Annotated in this window: 17 protein-coding genes; 15 read left to right on the top strand and 2 right to left on the bottom strand. The window is 64.4% G+C overall.

All coding sequences use genetic code 11. The features are described from left to right. Positions 1 to 9: 9 nt before the first annotated feature. Both G4G71_RS21415 and G4G71_RS21410 read left to right on the top strand, forming a co-directional pair. Complete coding sequence (locus tag G4G71_RS21415) at positions 10 to 1,605, top strand: flagellar hook-associated protein 3 (protein WP_240964825.1); 1,596 nt, start codon at positions 10 to 12, stop codon at positions 1,603 to 1,605. A gap of 50 nt (positions 1,606 to 1,655) precedes the next feature. Beyond that, positions 1,656 to 2,306 (top strand): class I SAM-dependent methyltransferase, encoded by a 651-nt coding sequence (locus G4G71_RS21410; protein ID WP_169939971.1) that lies wholly within the window; start codon positions 1,656 to 1,658, stop codon positions 2,304 to 2,306. Between the two features lie 300 nt (positions 2,307 to 2,606). Here G4G71_RS21410 and G4G71_RS21405 read toward each other — a convergent pair whose 3' ends face one another. Both G4G71_RS21405 and G4G71_RS21400 read right to left on the bottom strand, forming a co-directional pair. Further along, positions 2,607 to 4,193 carry a methyltransferase domain-containing protein gene (locus G4G71_RS21405; protein WP_169939969.1) on the bottom strand — a complete coding sequence of 529 codons (1,587 nt, stop codon included), beginning with the start codon at positions 4,191 to 4,193 and terminating at the stop codon, positions 2,607 to 2,609. Positions 4,194 to 4,284: 91 nt separating this feature from the next. Further along, entirely contained in the window at positions 4,285 to 5,922 is a 1,638-nt protein-coding gene (locus tag G4G71_RS21400) for a tetratricopeptide repeat protein (protein ID WP_169939967.1), read from the bottom strand. A 209-nt stretch (positions 5,923 to 6,131) separates the two neighbouring features. Here G4G71_RS21400 and G4G71_RS21395 point away from each other — a divergent pair, with 209 nt between their 5' ends. The 13 genes from G4G71_RS21395 (at position 6,132) to fliI (ending at position 20,183) form a co-directional block, all read left to right on the top strand. Then, a complete protein-coding gene (locus G4G71_RS21395; protein WP_169939965.1) occupies positions 6,132 to 7,277 on the top strand; it encodes a flagellin N-terminal helical domain-containing protein in 1,146 nt (381 codons plus the stop codon). 79 nt (positions 7,278 to 7,356) lie between these two features. Then, positions 7,357 to 7,698: a flagellar protein FlaG gene (locus G4G71_RS21390; RefSeq protein WP_169939963.1), complete on the top strand. Its 342-nt coding sequence runs from the start codon at positions 7,357 to 7,359 to the stop codon at positions 7,696 to 7,698. Between the two features lie 106 nt (positions 7,699 to 7,804). Next, positions 7,805 to 9,211: a flagellar filament capping protein FliD gene (fliD, locus tag G4G71_RS21385; protein WP_169939961.1), complete on the top strand. Its 1,407-nt coding sequence runs from the start codon at positions 7,805 to 7,807 to the stop codon at positions 9,209 to 9,211. Positions 9,212 to 9,348: 137 nt separating this feature from the next. Beyond that, the gene (fliS, locus tag G4G71_RS21380; RefSeq protein WP_169939959.1) at positions 9,349 to 9,729 is read left to right on the top strand and encodes a flagellar export chaperone FliS; all 381 of its coding nucleotides are present in this window, start codon (positions 9,349 to 9,351) and stop codon (positions 9,727 to 9,729) included. Positions 9,730 to 9,755: 26 nt separating this feature from the next. Then, positions 9,756 to 10,052 carry a flagellar protein FliT gene (fliT, locus tag G4G71_RS21375; RefSeq protein ID WP_169939957.1) on the top strand — a complete coding sequence of 99 codons (297 nt, stop codon included), beginning with the start codon at positions 9,756 to 9,758 and terminating at the stop codon, positions 10,050 to 10,052. 269 nt (positions 10,053 to 10,321) lie between these two features. Continuing rightward, a complete protein-coding gene (locus tag G4G71_RS21370) occupies positions 10,322 to 11,797 on the top strand; it encodes a sigma-54 dependent transcriptional regulator (RefSeq protein WP_054907273.1) in 1,476 nt (491 codons plus the stop codon). A 122-nt stretch (positions 11,798 to 11,919) separates the two neighbouring features. Continuing rightward, positions 11,920 to 13,140 carry a sensor histidine kinase gene (locus tag G4G71_RS21365; RefSeq protein WP_169939956.1) on the top strand — a complete coding sequence of 407 codons (1,221 nt, stop codon included), beginning with the start codon at positions 11,920 to 11,922 and terminating at the stop codon, positions 13,138 to 13,140. 5 nt (positions 13,141 to 13,145) lie between these two features. Then, on the top strand, positions 13,146 to 14,561 hold the full coding sequence (fleR, locus tag G4G71_RS21360) for a sigma-54-dependent response regulator transcription factor FleR (RefSeq protein WP_169939955.1): 1,416 nt from the start codon (positions 13,146 to 13,148) through the stop codon (positions 14,559 to 14,561). A gap of 335 nt (positions 14,562 to 14,896) precedes the next feature. Further along, positions 14,897 to 15,229, top strand: a complete 333-nt coding sequence (fliE, locus tag G4G71_RS21355) for a flagellar hook-basal body complex protein FliE (protein WP_024764936.1) — start codon at positions 14,897 to 14,899, stop codon at positions 15,227 to 15,229. 19 nt (positions 15,230 to 15,248) lie between these two features. Further along, on the top strand, positions 15,249 to 17,039 hold the full coding sequence (fliF, locus tag G4G71_RS21350; protein WP_169939954.1) for a flagellar basal-body MS-ring/collar protein FliF: 1,791 nt from the start codon (positions 15,249 to 15,251) through the stop codon (positions 17,037 to 17,039). Beyond that, entirely contained in the window at positions 17,032 to 18,048 is a 1,017-nt protein-coding gene (gene fliG / locus G4G71_RS21345; RefSeq protein WP_017520274.1) for a flagellar motor switch protein FliG, read from the top strand. Before fliF ends, fliG begins: the two co-directional genes overlap by 8 nt. A 1-nt stretch (position 18,049) precedes the next feature. Further along, entirely contained in the window at positions 18,050 to 18,838 is a 789-nt protein-coding gene (gene fliH, locus G4G71_RS21340; RefSeq protein ID WP_169939953.1) for a flagellar assembly protein FliH, read from the top strand. Beyond that, the gene (fliI, locus tag G4G71_RS21335) at positions 18,828 to 20,183 is read left to right on the top strand and encodes a flagellar protein export ATPase FliI (protein ID WP_024764939.1); all 1,356 of its coding nucleotides are present in this window, start codon (positions 18,828 to 18,830) and stop codon (positions 20,181 to 20,183) included. The genes fliH and fliI overlap by 11 nt, the downstream gene beginning before the upstream one ends. Positions 20,184 to 20,185 lie beyond the last annotated feature (2 nt).

Here is a 20,185-nt window from a genome sequence, read left to right as displayed (position 1 = left end):
GAGGCCGAAATGGTAGTGCGAATTTCCACCCCGCAGATCTTCAACTCCAACATCGACAACTACAACCGCGGCTATGCGACCCTGTCCAAGCTGCAGGAGCAGATCTCCAGCGGCACGCGCATCCAGACGCCCGCCGACGACCCCGTCGGCGCCGCGCGCCTGCTGCAACTGGAACAGCAGCAGGCGCTGCTGACCCAGTACAGTGGCAACATGACCAGCGCGACCAACAGCCTGAACCAGGAACAGAGCGTCCTCGACTCCATCACCACTGCCTTGCAGCGCGCCCGCGAATTGACGCTGCGCGCCGGCGACGGTTCGATGACCGACGAAGACCGCGGTGCCATCAGCGATGAACTGGGCGCGATCCAGAACCAGCTGCTGACCCTGATGAACAGCAAGGACGCCAGCGGCAACTACCTGTTCTCCGGCAGCAAGAGCACCGTGCAGCCGTTCGTGCAGAACGCCGACGGCAGCTTCAGCTACCAGGGCGACCAGAGCACGCTCAAGCTGCAGATCTCCGACAGCCTGCAGATGTCGACCAACGACAATGGCTGGAGCATCTTCGAGATGGCCGCCAACGCCAGTCGCACCATCAGCTCGGTGACCAGCAACCCGAGCACTGACGGCACCCAGCGCGTGTTCCTTTCCCAGGGGACCGTCACCAGCGACAGCCAGTACAACGCCAGCTTCCGCGATGGCGCGCCGTATACCCTGAAAGTGCTCAGCGGCACGCAGTACCAGATCCTCGACAAGGACGGCAACGACGTCACCAGCGAGGCCACCACCAACGGTACCTACGACGCCACGTCCACCGACAGCAACGCCATCAACTTCCGTGGCTCGCAGTTCCAGCTCGACGTTTCGCTGCCTTCCAGCGACGACGCCAGCAACATGGACAGCCTGGTCGGCGGCTACAGCTTCAGCTTCGGCACTGCGCCGGACAGCCTGTCGATCAAGCGCAATGCCACCAACACTTCGACCGCGCAGATCACCTCGGCCACGGTGAGCAACAACACCGCTTATACCACGCAGTTCCCCAACAGCGGCGTGCAGCTCAAGTTCACCAGCGCCACCGCCTACGAGGTCTATGCGCTGCCCACCAGCCAGGGCGCCACACCGCTGTCCACTGGCACGCTGGGCGCGACCTTCCCGCAGACCGTGACCGTGGCCGGCGTGGACATGAGCATCAGCGCGGCACCCGCAGCCGGAGACCAGTTCAGTGTCACCGCCAGCTCGCCGGAGCGGCAGAACATCCTCAACACCATCGGCGACCTGCGCAAGGCGCTGGATACCTCGACGGCCGGCGATCCGCAGGCGCAGCTGAACATCCGCAACATGGTGGCCACTGCACTCACCAACCTGGACAAGGCGAGCGACCAGGTGCTCGCGACCCAGTCGTCGATCGGCGCACGGCTCAACACCATCGACGTGCTGACCCAGGAAAACCAGAGCCTGGCGCTGACCAACACCACGACCCAGTCGTCGATCCGTGACACCGACATGGCCGCGGCGACGTCGCAGCTGGTGCTGCAGCAGACCATGCTCGAAGCGGCCCAGGCCGCATTTGCGCGGATCAGCCAGCTGAGCCTGTTCAACAAACTCTGATTCATCCGGCCCGCCGGCAAAGGCGGGCACTCACTTCGGAAGACACGCACATGGGCGATATCGACTTCAGTTCCAAGGGCCGCCAGTTGATCGAGATGTACGGGCAGATGGCCCGCGAAGGCTACGACCGCAGCGATGAGCAGCACGTCGAGGTGGCTTTCAGCGACTTCGAGTTGCGCCCGTTCCGCCCGCAGGTCCGCGAAATCCTGCAGGGGCACGGCATCCGCAATGTCCTCGACTATGGCTGCGGCGGTTCGGACTGGAACATGCCCGGCTTCGACGACAACGGCCAGTCGGCGGTGCAGTACTTCAACCTCCAGGCGGCTTATCGCTACGAGCCGGCGCGAGGTATCGACGAGCGTCGGAAAGTCGACTGCGTGGTGTCCTTCGACGTGCTCGAACACATCTTCGTCGCCGATGTGCCCAAGGTGCTGCGCGACATTTACTCCTGCGCAGACCGGCTGGTAATCCTCAACGTCGCCTGTTATCCGGCGCAGGCGCTGCTGCCCAACGGCGAGAACGCCCACATCACCGTGCGCCAGCCGCTGTGGTGGAAGGGCATGGTCGATTGCATCACGCCTGAATTCCCCAACGTGACCACCTGCCTGATCTGCTCCACCGCCTGGCGCCAGGCCACCGGTTTCCCGCAATGGAGCGGCAACGGCTGGCAGGCCAGCGAGACGTTTGTCATCGCCAACTGATCGGCTCCTGATCGACAAGAGAAAGCCCCCCTTGCGGAGGCTTTTTTTGTCAGTACGAGCGGCTCCTGCCGGAGAGAGGGAACGCCTGGCCCTTATCCGCGAAATCCTTCGCGGAAGATTGCTGATCCTCCGGCAGATACCCGAGCTCGCCGCATCCCCTGTGGGAGCGAGCTTGCTCGCGAACAGATTTTGGCGGCAAAGGAGCTGGGCGGTTCGCGAGCAAGCTCGCTCCTGCAAACAACCCCAAAGGCCAAAGAAAAAGCCCGGCAAACGCCGGGCCTTTTTTATCGCAGCGGTGGGTCAGTCCAGCCGCTTGAATACGCAGAAGCCACGGTGGTGGACCTTGTCGTCCAGCAGTTGGCCCTGGTACAGCAGGAAGAAGCCCTGCTCGTAGAAGTGCCGCACGTTGGCGAAGAACTTGGTGTCGTTCATCTTCAGGTCGTTGCTCTCGATGACCACGATGCCGCCGGGCTTGAGCAGGCTTTTCAGGTCGGCAACATAGTCGGGCATCGGCTTGCCGATCCACACGTGCACGGCGAAGGAGAAGATCACGTCGAACAGGTCCGGTTCGCTTGCGCGCAGGTCTTCATAGGTGCAGGTGCGGAATTCGCAGTTCTTCACCTTATGGTATTGCGCCAGGCGCTCGGCGATGCGGATCAGCGAGTCGTTGTTGTCGAAGCCCAGGTAGCTGCCGACTTTCTGTGCCACTTCGATACCGAAGCAGCCGATGTTGCAGCCGATGTCCAGCACACGGTCGGTGGGCGAGAGCCATTTTTCCAGCGCATAGCGCTCCATGCGGAACAGCGTCGGGCGGGCGCCGGGCAGGTCCCAGCCTTCGTGGCCCTGGTACAGCTCCTTGTTGGCGCCGAATACCTGGGACTGCGAGAAGAAGTTCTCATGCACGTCCAGCTTGCAGTCGCGCCATTGGCTGTCTTCCGGCGCGGCCTCGGGGCTGCGCAGGTAGCAGAGCACGTCGTTGCCATCCACCAGGTTGAGCTGCTCGCGCAGGTTGTGCTCGGCCCAGACTTCCAGCACATCCGGCGAGGAAGGCACGGCGGCGCGGCGGATCAGCACCGGCGCATGGCGGCCCTCGAACTGCAGGAAACCCTGGTAGTAGAAGTAGCCCATGCGCAGATAGGGCACCTGCTCGTACGGTGCGGGGTAAACGATGCCGTTGCCGGACTCGAAGAACAGCGGGGCGATCTTCTGCACCAGGTCCTTCGGATCGAACAGCGCCTGCAGGTTCAAGGTGCCAGCCTCGACACGCTGCCACCCGGTGACCGCCAGCAGATCTTCAAGCTGGCTCGGATTGCGTTCCATGATCGCCTTGGCACCCGGCGGGCCGCCGGCGGTGGCGGCGTTGCTGGAACGGGCGAAGACTCGCGCCTTGCCGAAGAAGCTGCTGGCCTCGGCCTGGCGCAGGTCCTGGAGCATTTCCAGCTGGGCCAGCAGGTCGGCGGTGTCGGCGCGCTTCTCGTAGGTGGAGAGGCTGGCCAGCCAGTGATAGGCCTCTTCCAGGTGGCCCTGGAACAGTGCGAGCGTGGCCAGGGTATTGCGCGCTTCGAAGTCTTCCGCGTCGATCTGCACGGCCAGGTGCAGGTACGGATGGGCTTCGTCGTAACGGCGCAGGCGCACCAGCAGGCGGCCGAGCAGGCTGTTCACCGCCGCGTTGTCCGGCACGGCGCGCTGGATATGCAGCAGGTGTTCGAGGGCTTCGTCGTTGTGCTGGCCGAGTTCGCCCAGGGTGATGGCCAGGCTCAGGCGCACCGGCAGATCGTCAGGGCGTTCGCCATGCAATTCGCGGAAGGCGCTGACGGCCTGTTCCCGCTGACCGCTCTGTTGCAGTTGCTGAGCCTGGGCAATGCGGGCTTCAAAAGATTGGGACACTGTGGTTCTCCTCCAAGCGGAGTCGCTGGCGATCAGGGTTGACGGGCGCCGCGCGGGCGGGCCGGTTGAAAGGTGTTTGCCTGGGTGGCGCTCATAGCACGCCGCTCCCGCGCATGCGTTGTACGGCCTGCTCAAGGGCTTCGCTCCAGCGGCCCAGCTCGCGGTTGCGGATCAGTTGTACGGATGGATACCAGTAGCTGGTCGTGTCGTCGACGCCCCAGCGCCAGTTGGGATTGAGCTGGAGCAGCACGAAAGTCGGCACGCCGAGCGCGCCGGCCAGGTGAACGGTGGTGTTGTCGATGCTCAGCACGGCGTCCAGTGCGCAGAGCTGCGCGGCCTGGGCGTCCATGTCCTTGAGCGGATCGACATTCGCATCGTGGTGAATGTGCAGCCCCAGGCTTTCGGCCTCGGCACGTTCAGGCGCGGTATTGCCGTACTGCAGGTTGATGAGCTGCACGTTGTCCAGCCTGGCCAGTTGCGCCAGTTCTTGCATTTCGATGCGACGGCTCTGCATGTCGTTGGCAGTGTCGGTGCCACCGCGCCAGGAAATCCCCACCAGACGCTTGCCGGGGAACAGCTGCTGGTACTCGGCGCGCTTGGTTTTCACCTGTTGCGGGTCAGCCTGGAGGAAGGCACGCGGGCCGGCGAAGGAGGCGAGGGTAGGGCGCAGGAACTCGCCCAGGCTGCCCATGGGAATCTGGTAGTCGCTGCGCGGCCAGGTCTGGCGATGCATCATGCGCTGGCCATTGTGGACCTGGCCGGTGCTTTCGCGCTGGATGATGGAAAGCCCCGGCAGGCTGCGGTGCAGCAGCGGGTAGAGGCGGTCGTAGGTCTCGACATGCACCTGGCCGCCCAGCTTGAGCAGGTCAGGCAGCATGCTGGCGAACATGATGTGGTCGCCGATGCCCTGTTCGGCCCAGACCAGGAGCGTCTTGCCCTCCAGCGGCTCGCCACGCCAGCGCGGCGTATTGAACTCCTGGTGATGCTCCTTCAGCGAGGTCTTCCAGCGCGCTTCGTAGCTGGGCCAGGCGATATCGAATTGCTTGAAGCGCAGCTGCAGCAGTGACAGGTTGTTATGCGTGCCTGAGTGCTCCTGCGCTTTCTGTAGCATCTGTTCATAGAGACGGTAGGCCTCCTGATAACGGCCTACCTGCTCCAGGGACAGCGCGAGGTTGAACGGGCCGTAGTAGTAGTTGGGAGCCAGTTCCATCGTCAGACGATGGCAGGCGACGCTGTCGTGGAAGCGGCCGCATTCGAAGTACAGCGTGCCCAGCAGGCCAAGCAGGATGCTCTGCTGCCATGGCTCCAGCGGTTTCTCCAGCGCCTTCGTATAAAGAGCTTCGGCTTCGTCGAAGCGTTTGCGCAGGCTCAGTGCTGCGCCATACAGCGCCATGCGCGGCAGGCTCGGCGAGGCCTGGTACCAGCGTTCGGCACGCTCAAGGTTCTTGATGAACAGCCGATGGGTTCGCATCGTGTCGAGCAGCTCTTCATCGACCTTGGGGTCGGTGCTCATGTCCAGCGCACGCTCGGCCCAGGGCTCCGCCGATTGCGGGTCCTGCAGCTCCAGGTGCAGGCGGGCGATCTTGGCGTGAACCATCGCCGTGTCTGGAGCCAGCTTCGCCAGAGCTTCATATAGACGGATCTGCTCGCCGCGATCTTCGCGGTCTTCGGCAACCTGCAGCGCCTGGCTGAGGCGCTGAATCTCGGATTGGAGCTTGTGTGGGGACATGTAGGGCCTGCGTGTGACGGAGCTTTGGCGCGTGCGAGGGGGTATTGCAAGAACGAGGCCAGCCGTGCCCTACAGGCCGGTCTGAAGAAAATTCGAAAAAAAAGTTAAAGCCCACCCGACTTGGGACGATAACCCTAACGAAGGTTCTCCACGCCATTTCGAATCAATCGGGCAGGGAGGCCACTTAGCCCTAATACGAGGAATTCGTCATGGCTCTTACCGTCAACACCAACATCGCCTCGCTGTCGGTTCAAAAGAACCTGACCAAGGCCGCCAACAACCTGAACACTTCGATGACCCGTCTGTCCACCGGCCTGCGTATCAACAGCGCCAAGGACGACGCCGCCGGCTCGCAGATCTCCAACCGTCTGACCAGCCAGGTCAACGGCCTGAACGTAGCCGTGAAGAACGCCCAGGACGCCAACTCCATCGCCCAGGCCGCCGAAGGCGCCCTGCAGGAGTCCACCAACATCCTGCAGCGTATGCGTGAACTGTCCCTGCAGTCCGCCAACGGCTCCAACAGCAGCGAAGACCAGACCTCGCTGAACCAGGAGTTCAAGTCGCTGACCGCTGAACTGACCCGTATCTCCAAGACCACCACCTTCGGTGGCGGCACTTCCGGTATCAAGCTGCTCGACGGCACCGCCGGCACCAACGGCACCCTGACCTTCCAGGTCGGCGCCAACGCCAACGAAACCGTCAGCTTCACCCTGAGCGACATGAGCGCCACCGCGCTGAAAGGCACCTCGCAACTGGCTTCCGGCACCCTGGACCTGTCCACCGTGCTTTCCGGCACGGGCGGCGTTGCAGCCACCGCCGGCTCGGTCACTGTCAACGGTACCCAGGTCAGCTACGCCAAGGGCGCCAGCGCCAACGACATCGTCTCGGCGATCAACACCAACATCAGCGGCGTGGCAGCAGTTGCTGGCGCGGCTGGCAGCAGCGGCACCACCACCTCCATCTCGCTGACTTCCGGCAAGGACTTCACCGCAGGTGTGGGCACTGGCGCCGGCAGCGCGCACGCTGTGGTCACCTCGAACTCCACCATTCAGGCGCTGGACATCGCGACCGCCAAAGGTGCCCAATCGGCTACCCAGGTGATCGACGCCGCCCTGAAGCAGATCGACAGCCAGCGTTCCTCGCTGGGTGCCATCCAGAACCGCCTGGACAGCACCATCTCGAACCTGCAGAACGTGTCCGAGAACGCCACCGCTGCACGCAGCACCATCCAGGACGTGGACTTCGCCGCAGAAACCGCGGAGATGACCAAGCAGCAGACCCTGCAACAGGCCGCTACCGCGGTTCTGGCCCAGGCCAACCAGCTGCCTTCCGCTGTCCTGAAGCTGCTCCAGTAAGGGGTTGCCGAAAGGCAAAAAAAGGAAAGGAAGGGCGCCCGGCGCCCTTCCTTGTTTTGCATTCGGAGGGTAACACCTGATGGATACCAGCCTCGGAATCAACAACCCGCGCCCGGTCGACAGCGCCGCCGCGGGCAGCAAGCCGGTCAGCGGCAACAGCTTGCCGCAGAGCGCCAAGGAATCGCCGGCGAGCAACAAGGCTCGCAGCCTGAACGAAGCCGTCAGCCGGCTGCGTGAGCAGGCCCAGTCGGTGCAACGCAACCTGGAGTTCTCGGTGGACGACGCCAGCGGCGAAACCGTCGTGAAGGTCGTGGCCTCCGATACTGGCGAGGTCATACGCCAGATTCCTTCGGAAGTTGCACTCAAGTTGGCAGAAAGCCTGAAGGAAGCGGGTAATCTGTTGTTCAGCGAACGCGCCTGATCGATCTCCTTAATTAGAGATCCTTGGCGCGATTCTTGAATGAAGCGTTACCAGACGCAGGCGGCACTCTGAGAACCGCCAGAAAATTGGACAGGAGGGTAGGCAAATGGCCGGGACTTCGATCAACGGTGTAGGGTCGGGATACGACATCGACTCCATCGTGACCGCTTTGGTCAACGCGCAGAAAGCGCCAAAGTCGAATCAGATCGCCAATCAGAAGACCGCCACCAACACCACGCTCTCCGGTGTCGGTTCGCTCAAGAGCGCCCTGTCGACCTTCCAGACCGCTCTGGGCAAACTCAACGACCCCGACTCCAATGCCTTCGCCGGTCTCGCCGTCAAAAGCTCCAACGCCGACGCGCTGACCGCGACCCTGGGCACCGGCGCTTCTGCCGGCACCTACAACATCGAAGTGAAGAACCTGGCGACCAGCTCCAAGGTGGCCACCCAGTACGTCGACAAGTCCGCCTCCTTCGGTGCCGGCAGCCTGACCATCAGCCAGGGCAGCAGCACCTACAAGGTAAACGTCAAGGCAGGTGCCAGCCTCACGGACATCCGTGACAGCATCAACAGCCAGCTCAAGGACAGCGGTTTCACCGCCAACATCATCACCGACTCGAACGGTCCGCGCCTGGTGCTGGGCTCCAGCGTCACCGGTGCCGGCAGCGATATCAGCGTCACGACCTCCGGCGACAGCAGCCTGCAGGTCCTCGCGATCGATGGCGCCGGCACCAAGGCCTCCGCCACCGCGGGTGGCTACGTCGACAAGCCGGCGATGAATGCCAGCTACACCATCGACGGGCTGGAAATGAGCAGCTCGGTGAACAAGATTTCCAGCGCCATCAGCGGCGTGGAATTCAGCCTGGTGGCCGAGGGCAAATCCACCCTCAGCGTCAATACCAACACCGACGGCCTGAAGAGTTCCGTGCAGTCGTTCGTCGATGCCTACAACGCGCTGATGACCAGCATCAATTCGCTGACCAAGGTCACCACCACCACGGATTCCAGCGGCAACCCGACCACGTCGGCCGCCTCGCTGGCCAGTGACTCGATGACCCGCAACCTGCTCAACACCCTGCGTACCCAACTGGTTGGTTCCTCCACTGACGGAGGCAGCATCAAGCTGCTCTCCCAGCTGGGCGTCACCACCAAGAACGACGGTACGCTGGAGGTCGACAGCGAGAAGCTCGACAAGGCCCTGGAGAAGAACTTCTCCTCGGTGCAGGGTTTCTTCACCGGTGACGGCGGCCTGCTCTCGCGCATGAGCAAAAGCATGGACCTGTACACCAAGACCAACGGGCTGATCGACCAGCGCCAGTCTGCGCTGAACGATACCCTGAGCGACCTGGCGGACCAGTCCACCAAGCTGACCACCCGCATGGCCAAGCTGACCGAAACGCTCATGGCCAAGTACACCGCCATGGACACCCTGGTTGCCCAGCTCAACGCGACCAAGTCCAGCGTGCTGACCACGCTCAACGCGCTGAACAAGACCAGCAGCTCGGACAACTGATTCCTGAGCGGCCCGCCGCTCTGCGGCGGGTTGCGGGGCCGTACGCTCGTGCAGATTTTTGCCTAAAGGTTTTCCCGCCAGCGCCGATACTTTGAATATCGACGATTTGATCGTTCAGCGAATCAAGGGGAAATCAGATGAACGCTTCGGCAGCGCTGCGCCAGTACCAGAATGTGAACAACCAGTCGCAGGTGCACGACGCCTCTCCCCATCGTCTGATCCAGATGCTGATGGAAGGTGGCCTGAGCCGCATCGCCCAGGCTCGCGGCTCGATGGAGCGCGAGCAGTTCGCCCAGAAGGGCATGCTGATCGCCAAGGCCTCCGCGATCATCGCCGGCCTGCGCGAAGCGCTGAACTTCGAGGCGGGTGGTGAGGTGGCGGAAAACTATGCCAACCTGTACGACTACATGAGCCGTCGCCTGGGCGACGCCAACCGCAGCAATGAAGTGCAAGTGCTCGACGAAGTCTCGGGTCTGCTGCGCACCATCAAGGAAGGCTGGGACGCCATCGCTCCGTGATTGCGGCCTGCCAGGAGATACCGAACATGACTCTCGCCGTCCAGCAGATCGAACAGACCCGCCTCGCTCTCGGCGTCGCACTGGCCCAGGAAGACTGGGAAACGGTCGCCCAGCTCGACCTTCAGTGTCGCGAGCACGTCGATGCCGCGATGGTCGAGCCGATGGACGATGACAGCGAACTCAAGCGCAGCCTGGAAGGATTGCTGGCGCTTTACCGCGAGCTGGTCCACGCTGTCACCCGGCAGCGCGAAGACGTGGCCAGCGAGATCGTCCGCGTCAATCGCTCCCACCAGGGCGCCAAGGTCTACCAGATGTTCGGCTGATCCATTCGGATCGGCTTTCTTCGGGCGGTGATCGGTCAGGTACCGGTGGCCGCCTTCTGCGCTTCGAACTACCCTCCAGTTCGATTGCCATGACAAGGATCAACACCCTTCGTCGGGCTGCATCAAAAAAAACACGCCATAAATTTGACTCGAGCCACAATTTTGACTTAACTAGTGGCCAAATGCTGGCTAGCACGAGGAATTTGTGCTGTGGCCAGGTCGTGTCAGCCGCCGTACGACGGCCTTCAAGCCCGGGATGACAAGCTAAGATGTGGCGCGAAACGAAAATCCTCGTGATCGATGACAACCAGGACCGCTGCCGGGACCTCTCGGTGATCATCAGCTTCCTGGGTGAAGACCAACTCTCCTGCAGCAGCCGTGACTGGCGGCAGACCGTTGACCCGCTGCCCAACGGCAGCCGCGACGTGCTCTGCGTGCTGGTTGGCGCCGTGGAAAGCAAGGGCGGGGCGCTGGAGCTGCTCAAGCAGCTCGCCGCCTGGGACGAATACCTGCCCGTGCTGCTGATGGGCGAGCCGGTGCCCAACGAATGGCCCGAGGAACTGCGCCGCCGCGTGCTGGCCAGCCTCGAGATGCCGCCCAGCTACAACAAGTTGCTCGACTCCCTGCACCGCGCCCAGGTCTATCGCGAGATGTACGACCAGGCCCGTGAGCGTGGCCGCCAGCGCGAGCCCAACCTGTTCCGCAGCCTGGTGGGCACCAGCCGTGCCATCCAGCAGGTGCGGCAGATGATGCAGCAGGTCGCCGATACCGATGCCAGCGTGCTGATTCTCGGCGAATCCGGCACCGGCAAGGAGGTGGTGGCGCGCAACCTGCACTACCACTCCAAGCGTCGCGATGCGCCATTCGTGCCGGTCAACTGCGGCGCGATCCCGGCGGAGTTGCTGGAAAGCGAACTGTTCGGCCACGAGAAGGGCGCGTTCACTGGCGCCATCACCACTCGTGCGGGCCGCTTCGAGCTGGCCAACGGCGGCACGCTGTTCCTCGACGAGATCGGTGACATGCCGCTGCCGATGCAGGTCAAGCTGCTGCGTGTGCTGCAGGAGCGCACCTTCGAGCGCGTGGGCAGCAACAAGACGCAGAACGTCGACGTGCGCATCATCGCCGCGACCCACAAGAACCTCGAGAAGATGATCGAGGACGGCAGCTTCCGCGAGGACCTGTACTACCGCCTCAACGTCTTCCCCATCGAGATGGCCCCGCTGCGCGAGCGCGTCGAGGACATCCCGTTGCTGATGAACGAACTCATCTCGCGCATGGAGCACGAGAAGCGCGGTTCGATCCGCTTCAACTCGGCCGCCATCATGTCGCTCTGCCGTCACGACTGGCCGGGCAACGTGCGCGAGCTGGCCAACCTCGTCGAGCGTCTGGCGATCATGCATCCCTACGGCGTGATCGGAGTGGGTGAGCTGCCGAAGAAGTTCCGTCACGTCGACGACGAGGACGAGCAGCTGGCGACCAGCCTGCGCGAGGAACTGGAAGAGCGCGCGGCGATCACCGCCGGCCTGCCGGGCCTGGACTCGCCGGCCATGCTGCCGGCCGAGGGCATCGACCTGAAGGACTACCTGGCCAACCTGGAGCAGGGGCTGATCCAGCAGGCGCTGGACGACGCCAGCGGTGTAGTCGCCCGTGCCGCCGAACGCCTGCGCATCCGCCGGACCACCCTGGTGGAGAAAATGCGCAAGTACGGCATGAGCCGCCGCGAAGAGGAAATGGCGGAGGATTGACGCCTTCGTCATACTCGTTTTTTCAAGTCATTGAAATATAACGAGTAATTTTTAGGCACGCGGTTTGCTAAGACTCATCCGACCGACAGATTCACGCCGTCGGACGGATGAGGAAGAACCGCATGATGCCCGCCACCAATCGCCAGACTGAACTCGCTTCCCGGCCCTCCGAGCAGGTGCCGGTGGAGCAGCAGAGCCGCGCCCATCTGGAGCAGACCTTCGAGCTGTTCAGCCAGATGTCCAGCCAGCTCAACCAGTCCTACAGCCTGCTGGAAGCCCGCGTCACCGAGCTCAAGGGCGAACTGGCCCTGGTCAGCGCGCAGCGCATGCAGGAGCTGGCGGAGAAGGAGCGCCAGGCCAACCGCCTGCAGAGCCTGCTCGACGTATTGCCCGGCGGCGTCATCATGATCGACGGCCAGGGCGTGGTGCGCGACGCCAATCCGGTGGCGGTCGCCTTGCTCGGCAAGCCCCTGGTGGGCATGCTCTGGCGCGAAGTCATCTCCCGCAGCTTCGCCCCGCGTGCCGACGACGGCCACGAAGTCTCCCTGCGCGATGGTCGCCGTGTGTCCATCGCCATTCGCCCGCTGAACGGCGAGCCCGGCCAGCTCATCCTGCTCAACGACCTGACGGAAACCCGTCGTCTGCAGGACCAGCTCGCCCGTCACGAGCGCCTGTCCGCCCTCGGCCGCATGGTCGCTTCCCTGGCTCACCAGATCCGTACCCCGCTGTCTGCCGCCATGCTTTACGCCGGCCACCTGAGCGAAGGCGAGCTGCCGGTCGAGCAGCAGCAACGCTTTGCCGGCCGCATCAAGGAGCGCCTGCACGAGCTGGAAAGCCAGGTGCGCGACATGCTGGTATTCGCTCGCGGCGAACTGCCGTTGCCGGACCGCCTGGCCCCCAACCAGCTGTTCACCAGTCTTCGCGCGGCGGCCGAATCTCATGTCGCCGGCCTGAACCTGCGGTGGCAGTGCGACGCTCGCGTCGGCGAGCTGCTGTGCAACCGCGACACGCTGGTCGGCACCGTGCTCAACCTGGTGGAGAACGCCATCCAGGCCGCCGGCCGCGAAGTGCGCCTGAAGGTGCACCTTTACCAGCGCGGCAACAGCCTGCGCCTGAGCGTCAGCGACAACGGTCCGGGCATGAGCGCCGAAACCCTGGCGCGTCTCGGCGAACCCTTCTTCACCACCAAGACCACCGGCACCGGCCTCGGCCTCGCGGTGGTGAAAGCTGTCGCCAAGGCTCACCAGGGTGAACTGCTTCTGCGCTCGCGGCCGGGTGTCGGTACCTGCGCCACCCTGGTCCTGCCGCTGATCCTGGCTCAATCCGCCGTCCACGAGGAGTGATTTCCATGGCCGCCAAAGTCCTGCTGGTCGAAGACGACCGCGCCCTTCGTGAAGCCCTCTGCGACACCCTGTCGCTCGGCGGGCACGACTTCATTGCCGTCGATTGCGCCGAGGCCGCGCTGCCGGCGCTGGAGAAGGATGCCTTCAGCCTGGTGATCAGCGACGTCAACATGCCGGGCATGGACGGGCACCAGTTGCTCGGCCTGATCCGCAAGCGTTACCCGCAATTGCCGGTGCTGCTGATGACCGCCTATGGCGCCGTCGACCGCGCCGTGGATGCCATGCGCCAAGGCGCTGCCGACTACCTGGTCAAACCGTTCGAGCCGCGTGCGCTGCTGGAGCTGGTGGCCCGTCACGCGCTGGGGGCTGTGTCGGCCAGTGCCGGCGAAGGCCCGGTGGCCCTGGAACCGGCCAGCCAGCAGTTGCTGGAGCTGGCTGCCCGTGTCGCGCGCAGCGATTCCACCGTGCTGATCTCCGGCGAATCCGGTACCGGCAAGGAGGTGCTGGCGCAGTACATCCACCAGCAGTCGCCCCGCGTCGGCAAGCCTTTCGTTGCGATCAACTGCGCGGCGATTCCCGACAACATGCTCGAGGCCACCCTGTTCGGCCACGAGAAAGGTGCCTTCACCGGTGCCATCGCTGCCCAGCCGGGCAAGTTCGAACTGGCTGACGGGGGCACCATCCTGCTCGACGAAATTTCCGAGATGCCGTTGGCCCTGCAGGCCAAGCTGCTGCGCGTGCTGCAGGAGCGCGAGGTGGAGCGAGTCGGCGCGCGCAAGCCGATCAGCCTGGATATCCGCGTGCTCGCCACCACCAACCGCGACCTGCTGGGTGAAGTGGCTGCCGGCCGGTTCCGCGAAGACCTCTACTATCGTCTGTCGGTGTTCCCGCTGGCCTGGCGTCCGCTGCGCGAACGTCCTGCCGACATCCTGCCGCTGGCCGAACGCTTGCTGGCCAAGTACGCGCGCAAGATGAATCACGCGCCCGTCACCCTGGCCGATTGCGCCCGCGCCGCTTTGCTGACGCACCCCTGGCCGGGCAACGTGCGCGAGCTGGACAACGCCATCCAGCGCTCGCTGATCCTGCAGCAGGGCGGCCAGGTGCTGGCCGCTGACCTGTGCCTGACCTCTCCCATCGGCCTGGCACCGCGCCCGGTGTTGTCGGCAGTGCCGGCACCGGCGCCGCCGCCGACTTCGGCCAGCGTCGACATTCCGTCAGGCGCCTCCACCGAGGCCGGACAACTGGGCGAAGACCTCAAGCGCCGCGAGTTCCAGATGATCATCGAAACCCTGCGCAGCGAGCGCGGCCGCCGCAAGGAAGCCGCCGAGCGCCTGGGCATCAGCCCGCGCACCCTGCGCTACAAGCTCGCGCAGATGCGTGATGCCGGCATGGATGTGGAGGCTTATCTCTACGCCAGCTGACCGGCAAACAAAGAACCCCCTCTTGGCCCGCCTTTGTGCGGGTCTTTTCTTGGCGCTCTGCAGGCCAGGTAGGGCGGGCTTTTCGTAGGAGCGAGCTTGCTCGCGAACCGATACTGCAGCGGGGTTGTTCGCGAGCAAGCTCGCTCCTACAGGTAAGTCCTGTCCCTGCGTCGAAACAGCTGCCATCCGCGTATTTGCCTTTCCCCTGAAAGGCCCTGCCCAGAGCCTCCTTCTTCGATTTTTCTGCGTCTTGAAAACCTGGCACCCAAGTTGCAATCACCTCTGCAAAGCGCCGCGCAGTGTCAAAAAACCGCGGCCAGTCGGAGGGGTGAGTGATGAGTCAGGGTATCGAGTTCAATCGTCTGCTGCTGGAAATGCGCTCCATGCAAATGGAGGCCATGGCCAAGGCGAAGACGACGCAGGCAGCGCCGGTCGAAGCGGGGGCGCCGAGCTTCTCGCAAATGCTCGGCCAGGCCGTGGACAAGGTGAACGGTACCCAGCAGGCCGCCTCCGACATGGCCTCCGCCTTCGAGATGGGGCAGAAAGGGGTCGATCTCACCGACGTGATGATCGCCTCGCAGAAGGCCAGTGTTTCTTTCCAGGCGATGACCCAGGTACGCAACAAGCTCGTGCAGGCGTACCAGGACATCATGCAGATGCCGGTTTGATCGGCGAGGATCGTAGGTAATGTCCCAAGCCTCCGTTGTTGATAGCCAGATTCCGGCCAAGGTCGGCGCCGACGCGCCGAAAAAGCCGCTGCTGGGCCTGGCCTTCCTCGAGAACCTCGCGGACATGCCGGTGCTGCGCCAGGTCGGCCTGCTGGTCGGCCTCGCCGCGAGCATCGCCATCGGCTTCGGCATGGTGCTGTGGTCGCAGCAGCCGGACTACAAGCCGCTCTACGGCAGCCTCAATGGCGTCGACGCGAACAAGGTGGTCGAGGCGCTGTCCGCCGCCGATATCGGCTACAAGATCGAGCCCAACTCCGGCGCGCTGCTGGTCAAGGCCGACGACCTCGGCCGTGCGCGCATGAAAGTGGCCGGCGCGGGCCTGGCGCCGACCGACAGCAACGTCGGCTTCGAGATCCTCGACAAGGAGCAGGCGTTGGGCACCAGCCAGTTCATGGAAGCGACCAACTACCGTCGCGGCCTGGAAGGCGAACTGGCGCGCACCGTCGCCAGCCTGAACAACGTCAAGGGCGCCCGCGTGCACCTGGCGATCCCGAAGAGCTCGGTGTTCGTCCGTGACGACCGCAAGCCCAGCGCCTCGGTGCTGGTCGAGCTGTACCCGGGCCGCAGCCTGGAGCCGAGCCAGGTGCTGGCCATCGTTAACCTGGTCGCCACCAGCGTGCCGGAACTGGACAAGTCCCAGGTCACCGTGGTCGACCAGAAGGGCAATCTACTTTCCGACCAGCAGGAGCTCTCCGAGCTGACCATGGCCGGCAAGCAGTTCGACTTCACCCGCCGCATGGAAAGCAACTTCACCCAGCGCGTGCACAGCATCCTTGCTCCGGTCCTGGGCAATGGCCGCTACAAGGCCGAGGTGTCCGCCGACGTCGACTTCAGCGCGGTGGAATCCACCTCCGAGTCGTTCAACCCGGACCAGCCGGCCCTGCGCAGCGAGCAGGTGAACAACGAGGAACGGCAGAACAGCAACGGCCCGCAGGGTGTGCCGGGTGCGCTGTCGAACCAGCCGCCGAACCCGGCCAGCGCGCCGCAGACCACCGGTCAGAACGCCGGTGCGGATTTCGTCGCTCCGGGTCAACCGCTCAAGGACGCCAACGGCCAGACGATCATCGATCCGAAGACCGGCAAGCCGGAGCTGGCCCCATACCCGACCGACAAGCGCCAGCAGAACACCCGCAACTACGAGCTGGATCGCTCGGTGAGCTACACCAAGCAGCAGCAGGGTCGCCTACGCCGGCTTTCCGTCGCGGTGGTGCTGGATGACCGCATGATCGCCGATCCGAAGACCGGCGAAGTCAGCCACCAGCCCTGGACCGCCGACGAACTGGGACGCTTCACCCGCCTGGTGCAGGACGCGGTAGGCTACGACGCTAGCCGTGGCGACAGCGTCAGCGTAATCAACGCGCCGTTCGCCCCGGAACTGGGTGATGAAATTGCCTCGCCGCCGTTCTACTCGCAGCCCTGGTTCTGGGATGTGGTCAAGCAGGTGCTGGGTATCGTCTTCATCCTGGTGCTGGTGCTGGGCGTGCTGCGCCCGGTGCTGAACAACCTGTCGGGCAACAAGAGCAAGGCTCTGGTGGCCGGCGGCGCCGGCGAAGGCGGCCTGGGCGAGCTGGGTGGGCTGGAGGGCGAGTTGTCCGAAGACCGCGTGAGCCTCGGCGGCCCGGCCAGCATCCTGCTGCCCAGCCCCTCCGAGGGGTACGATGCACAATTGAATGCGATCAAGAGTCTGGTCGCCCAGGACCCGGGGCGCGTAGCCCAGGTAGTGAAGGACTGGATCAATTCCGATGAGTGAAGCCCGCATGAGCGCCAAACTGAACAAGGTCGACAAGGCTGCCATTCTCCTGCTCTCCCTGGGTGAGACCGATGCCGCGCAGGTGCTGCGCCACATGGGCCCGAAGGAAGTGCAGAAGGTCGGCGTGGCCATGGCGCAGATGCGCAATGTGCACCGCGAGCAGGTCGAGCAGGTGATGGGCGAGTTCGTCGAGATCGTCGGCGACCAGACCAGCCTGGGCGTGGGCGCCGACAGCTACATCCGCAAGATGCTTACCCAGGCGCTGGGCGAGGACAAGGCGAACAACCTCATCGACCGCATCCTGCTGGGCGGCAACACCAGCGGCCTGGACAGCCTGAAGTGGATGGAGCCGCGCGCCGTGGCCGACGTGATCCGCTACGAGCACCCGCAGATCCAGGCCATCGTGGTCGCCTACCTCGACCCGGACCAGGCCGGCGAAGTGCTCAGCCACTTCGACCACAAGGTGCGCCTGGACATCATCCTGCGCGTGTCCTCGCTGAACACCGTGCAGCCGTCCGCGCTCAAGGAACTGAACCTGATCCTGGAAAAACAGTTCGCCGGCAACGCCAACTCCACCCGCACCACCATGGGCGGCGTGAAGCGCGCGGCAGACATCATGAACTACCTCGACAGCTCGGTCGAAGGCGCGCTGATGGACGCCATCCGCGAAGTTGACGAGGACCTGTCGGGCCAGATCGAAGACCTGATGTTCGTCTTCGACAACCTCGCCGACGTCGACGACCGCGGCATCCAGGCGCTGCTGCGCGAGGTCTCCTCGGACGTGCTGGTGCTGGCTCTCAAGGGCTCGGACGAGGCGATCCGCGAGAAGATCTTCCGCAACATGTCCAAGCGTGCCGCCGAGCTGCTGCGCGACGACCTGGAGGCCAAGGGCCCGGTGCGCGTCAGCGAAGTGGAAGGCGCGCAGAAGGAAATCCTCACCATTGCCCGGCGTATGGCCGAGTCCGGCGAGATCGTGCTTGGCGGCAAGGGCGGCGAGGAGATGATCTAAGTTGGTCAAGGACGAGGACAAGCTCAGCGAGCTGATCCGAGCCCGCGATACCGTGGGGTTCGATCGTTGGTCGCTGCCCAGTTTCGACCCGGCCCGGCCGGCCCCGGAACCCGAGCCCGAACCCGAGCCGGTGCTCGACGAACCGCCGCAGATCGAAGAGGTGCCGGAGGAAGAGGTCAAGCCACTGACGCTGGACGAGCTCGAGGCGATTCGCCAGGAGGCTTACAACGAGGGCTTTTCCACCGGCGAGAAGGACGGCTTCCACGCCGGCCAGCTGAAGGCGCGCCAGGAAGCCGACGCGGCGCTGCAACCGCGCCTGCAGAATCTCGAAACCCTGATGTCGCACCTGCTCGAGCCCATCGCCGAGCAGGACCAGATGCTCGAACAAGGCATGCTCAACCTGGTGACCCACGTGGTGCGCCAGGTAGTGCAGCGCGAACTGGCCACCGATTCCAGCCAGATCCGCCTGGTGCTGCGCGAGGCACTCAAGCTGCTGCCCATGGGCGCCAGCAACATCCGTATCCAGGTCAACCCGCAGGACTTCGAGCTGGTGAAGGCGCTGCGCGACCGCCACGAGGAAAGCTGGAAGATCATCGAGGACGATGGCCTGCTGCCCGGCGGTTGCCGTATCGAGACCGAACATTCGCGCATCGACGCCACTGTCGAGACGCGCCTGGCCCAGGCCGTGAAGCAACTCTTCGAGCAGCAGCGCGACCAGGCGACCCATGCGCTGGAGCCTGACCTGCATGTGGACCTCGACGCTGGCCAGGGCGACCCCGATGCGTCTTGATCGCGTCAGCTTTGCCCGCCGCCTGCAGGGCTACAGCGACGCCGTGAGCCTGCCGACGCAGCCGGTGGTGGAAGGCCGCCTGCTGCGCATGGTCGGCCTGACGCTGGAGGCCGAAGGCCTGCAGGCCGCCGTCGGCAGCCGTTGCCAGGTGATCAACGACGGCGGCTATCACCCCGTGCAGGTGGAAGCCGAAGTCATGGGCTTCGCCGGCAGCAAGATCTACCTGATGCCGGTGGGCAGCCTCGTCGGCATCGCCCCCGGCGCCCGCGTGGTTCCGCTGCCGGATTCCGGCCGTCTGCCCATGGGCATGTCCATGCTCGGCCGCGTGCTCGATGGCGTCGGCCGCGCACTGGACGGCAAGGGCGGCATGCGTGCCGAGGACTGGGTGCCGATGGATGGCCCGATCATCAACCCGCTGGCGCGCGACCCGATCCATGAACCGATGGACGTCGGCATCCGTTCGATCAACTCGCTGCTGACCGTCGGCCGCGGTCAGCGCCTGGGCCTGTTCGCCGGTACCGGCGTGGGTAAATCCGTGCTGCTGGGCATGATGACCAAGTTCACCAAGGCCGACATCATCGTAGTCGGGCTGATCGGTGAACGGGGCCGCGAGGTGAAGGAGTTCATCGAGCACATCCTCGGCGAGGAAGGCCTCAAGCGTTCCGTGGTCGTCGCATCCCCGGCGGACGACGCGCCGCTGATGCGCCTGCGCGCCGCGCAGTATTGCACCCGTATCGCCGAGTACTTCCGCGACAAGGGCAAGAACGTCCTGCTGCTGATGGACTCCCTGACCCGTTACGCCCAGGCCCAGCGGGAAATTGCGCTGGCCATCGGCGAACCGCCGGCGACCAAGGGCTACCCGCCGTCGGTGTTCGCCAAGCTGCCGCGTCTCGTTGAGCGCGCCGGCAATGGTGAAAAGGGCGGCGGTTCGATCACCGCTTTCTACACCGTGCTCAGCGAAGGCGACGACCAGCAGGACCCGATCGCCGACGCCGCGCGGGGTGTGCTCGACGGCCACTTCGTACTGTCGCGCCGGCTGGCCGAGGAAGGCCATTACCCGGCCATCGACATCGAAGCCTCCATCAGCCGGGTGATGCCGCAAGTCACCTCGCCGGAACACCTGCGCGACGCCCAGCGCTTCAAGCAACTGTGGTCGCGCTACCAGCAGAGCCGCGACCTGATCAGCGTTGGCGCCTATGTGGCTGGTGGCGATCCGGAAACCGACCTGGCCATCCAGCGTTTCCCGATCATGCGCCAGTTCCTCCGCCAGGGGCTGGACGAAAGCCAGAACCTTGACGACAGCCGCCTCCTGCTGGACGCGGTGGTCAGCGGCAAGGCCGGCTGATG

Origin of the sequence: Pseudomonas multiresinivorans, from assembly GCF_012971725.1 — a bacterium.
GTDB lineage: Bacteria > Pseudomonadota > Gammaproteobacteria > Pseudomonadales > Pseudomonadaceae > Pseudomonas > Pseudomonas multiresinivorans.
This window is presented reverse-complemented; position numbering and strand designations above follow the sequence as displayed.

Bases quoted from the DNA above. Each gene is read 5' to 3' on its own strand.
- fliT (WP_169939957.1), top strand. From the start codon at position 9,756: ATGACTCTCGCCGTCCAGCAGATCGAACAGACCCGCCTCGCTCTCGGC.
- fleR (WP_169939955.1), top strand. From the start codon at position 13,146: ATGGCCGCCAAAGTCCTGCTGGTCGAAGACGACCGCGCCCTTCGTGAA.
- G4G71_RS21410 (WP_169939971.1), top strand. From the start codon at position 1,656: ATGGGCGATATCGACTTCAGTTCCAAGGGCCGCCAGTTGATCGAGATG.
- fliF (WP_169939954.1), top strand. From the start codon at position 15,249: ATGTCCCAAGCCTCCGTTGTTGATAGCCAGATTCCGGCCAAGGTCGGC.
- fliG (WP_017520274.1), top strand. From the start codon at position 17,032: ATGAGTGAAGCCCGCATGAGCGCCAAACTGAACAAGGTCGACAAGGCT.
- G4G71_RS21395 (WP_169939965.1), top strand. From the start codon at position 6,132: ATGGCTCTTACCGTCAACACCAACATCGCCTCGCTGTCGGTTCAAAAG.
- fliD (WP_169939961.1), top strand. From the start codon at position 7,805: ATGGCCGGGACTTCGATCAACGGTGTAGGGTCGGGATACGACATCGAC.
- G4G71_RS21400 (WP_169939967.1), bottom strand. From the start codon at position 5,922: ATGTCCCCACACAAGCTCCAATCCGAGATTCAGCGCCTCAGCCAGGCG.
- G4G71_RS21365 (WP_169939956.1), top strand. From the start codon at position 11,920: ATGATGCCCGCCACCAATCGCCAGACTGAACTCGCTTCCCGGCCCTCC.
- fliE (WP_024764936.1), top strand. From the start codon at position 14,897: ATGAGTCAGGGTATCGAGTTCAATCGTCTGCTGCTGGAAATGCGCTCC.
- G4G71_RS21390 (WP_169939963.1), top strand. From the start codon at position 7,357: ATGGATACCAGCCTCGGAATCAACAACCCGCGCCCGGTCGACAGCGCC.
- G4G71_RS21370 (WP_054907273.1), top strand. From the start codon at position 10,322: ATGTGGCGCGAAACGAAAATCCTCGTGATCGATGACAACCAGGACCGC.
- G4G71_RS21415 (WP_240964825.1), top strand. From the start codon at position 10: ATGGTAGTGCGAATTTCCACCCCGCAGATCTTCAACTCCAACATCGAC.
- fliS (WP_169939959.1), top strand. From the start codon at position 9,349: ATGAACGCTTCGGCAGCGCTGCGCCAGTACCAGAATGTGAACAACCAG.
- fliI (WP_024764939.1), top strand. From the start codon at position 18,828: ATGCGTCTTGATCGCGTCAGCTTTGCCCGCCGCCTGCAGGGCTACAGC.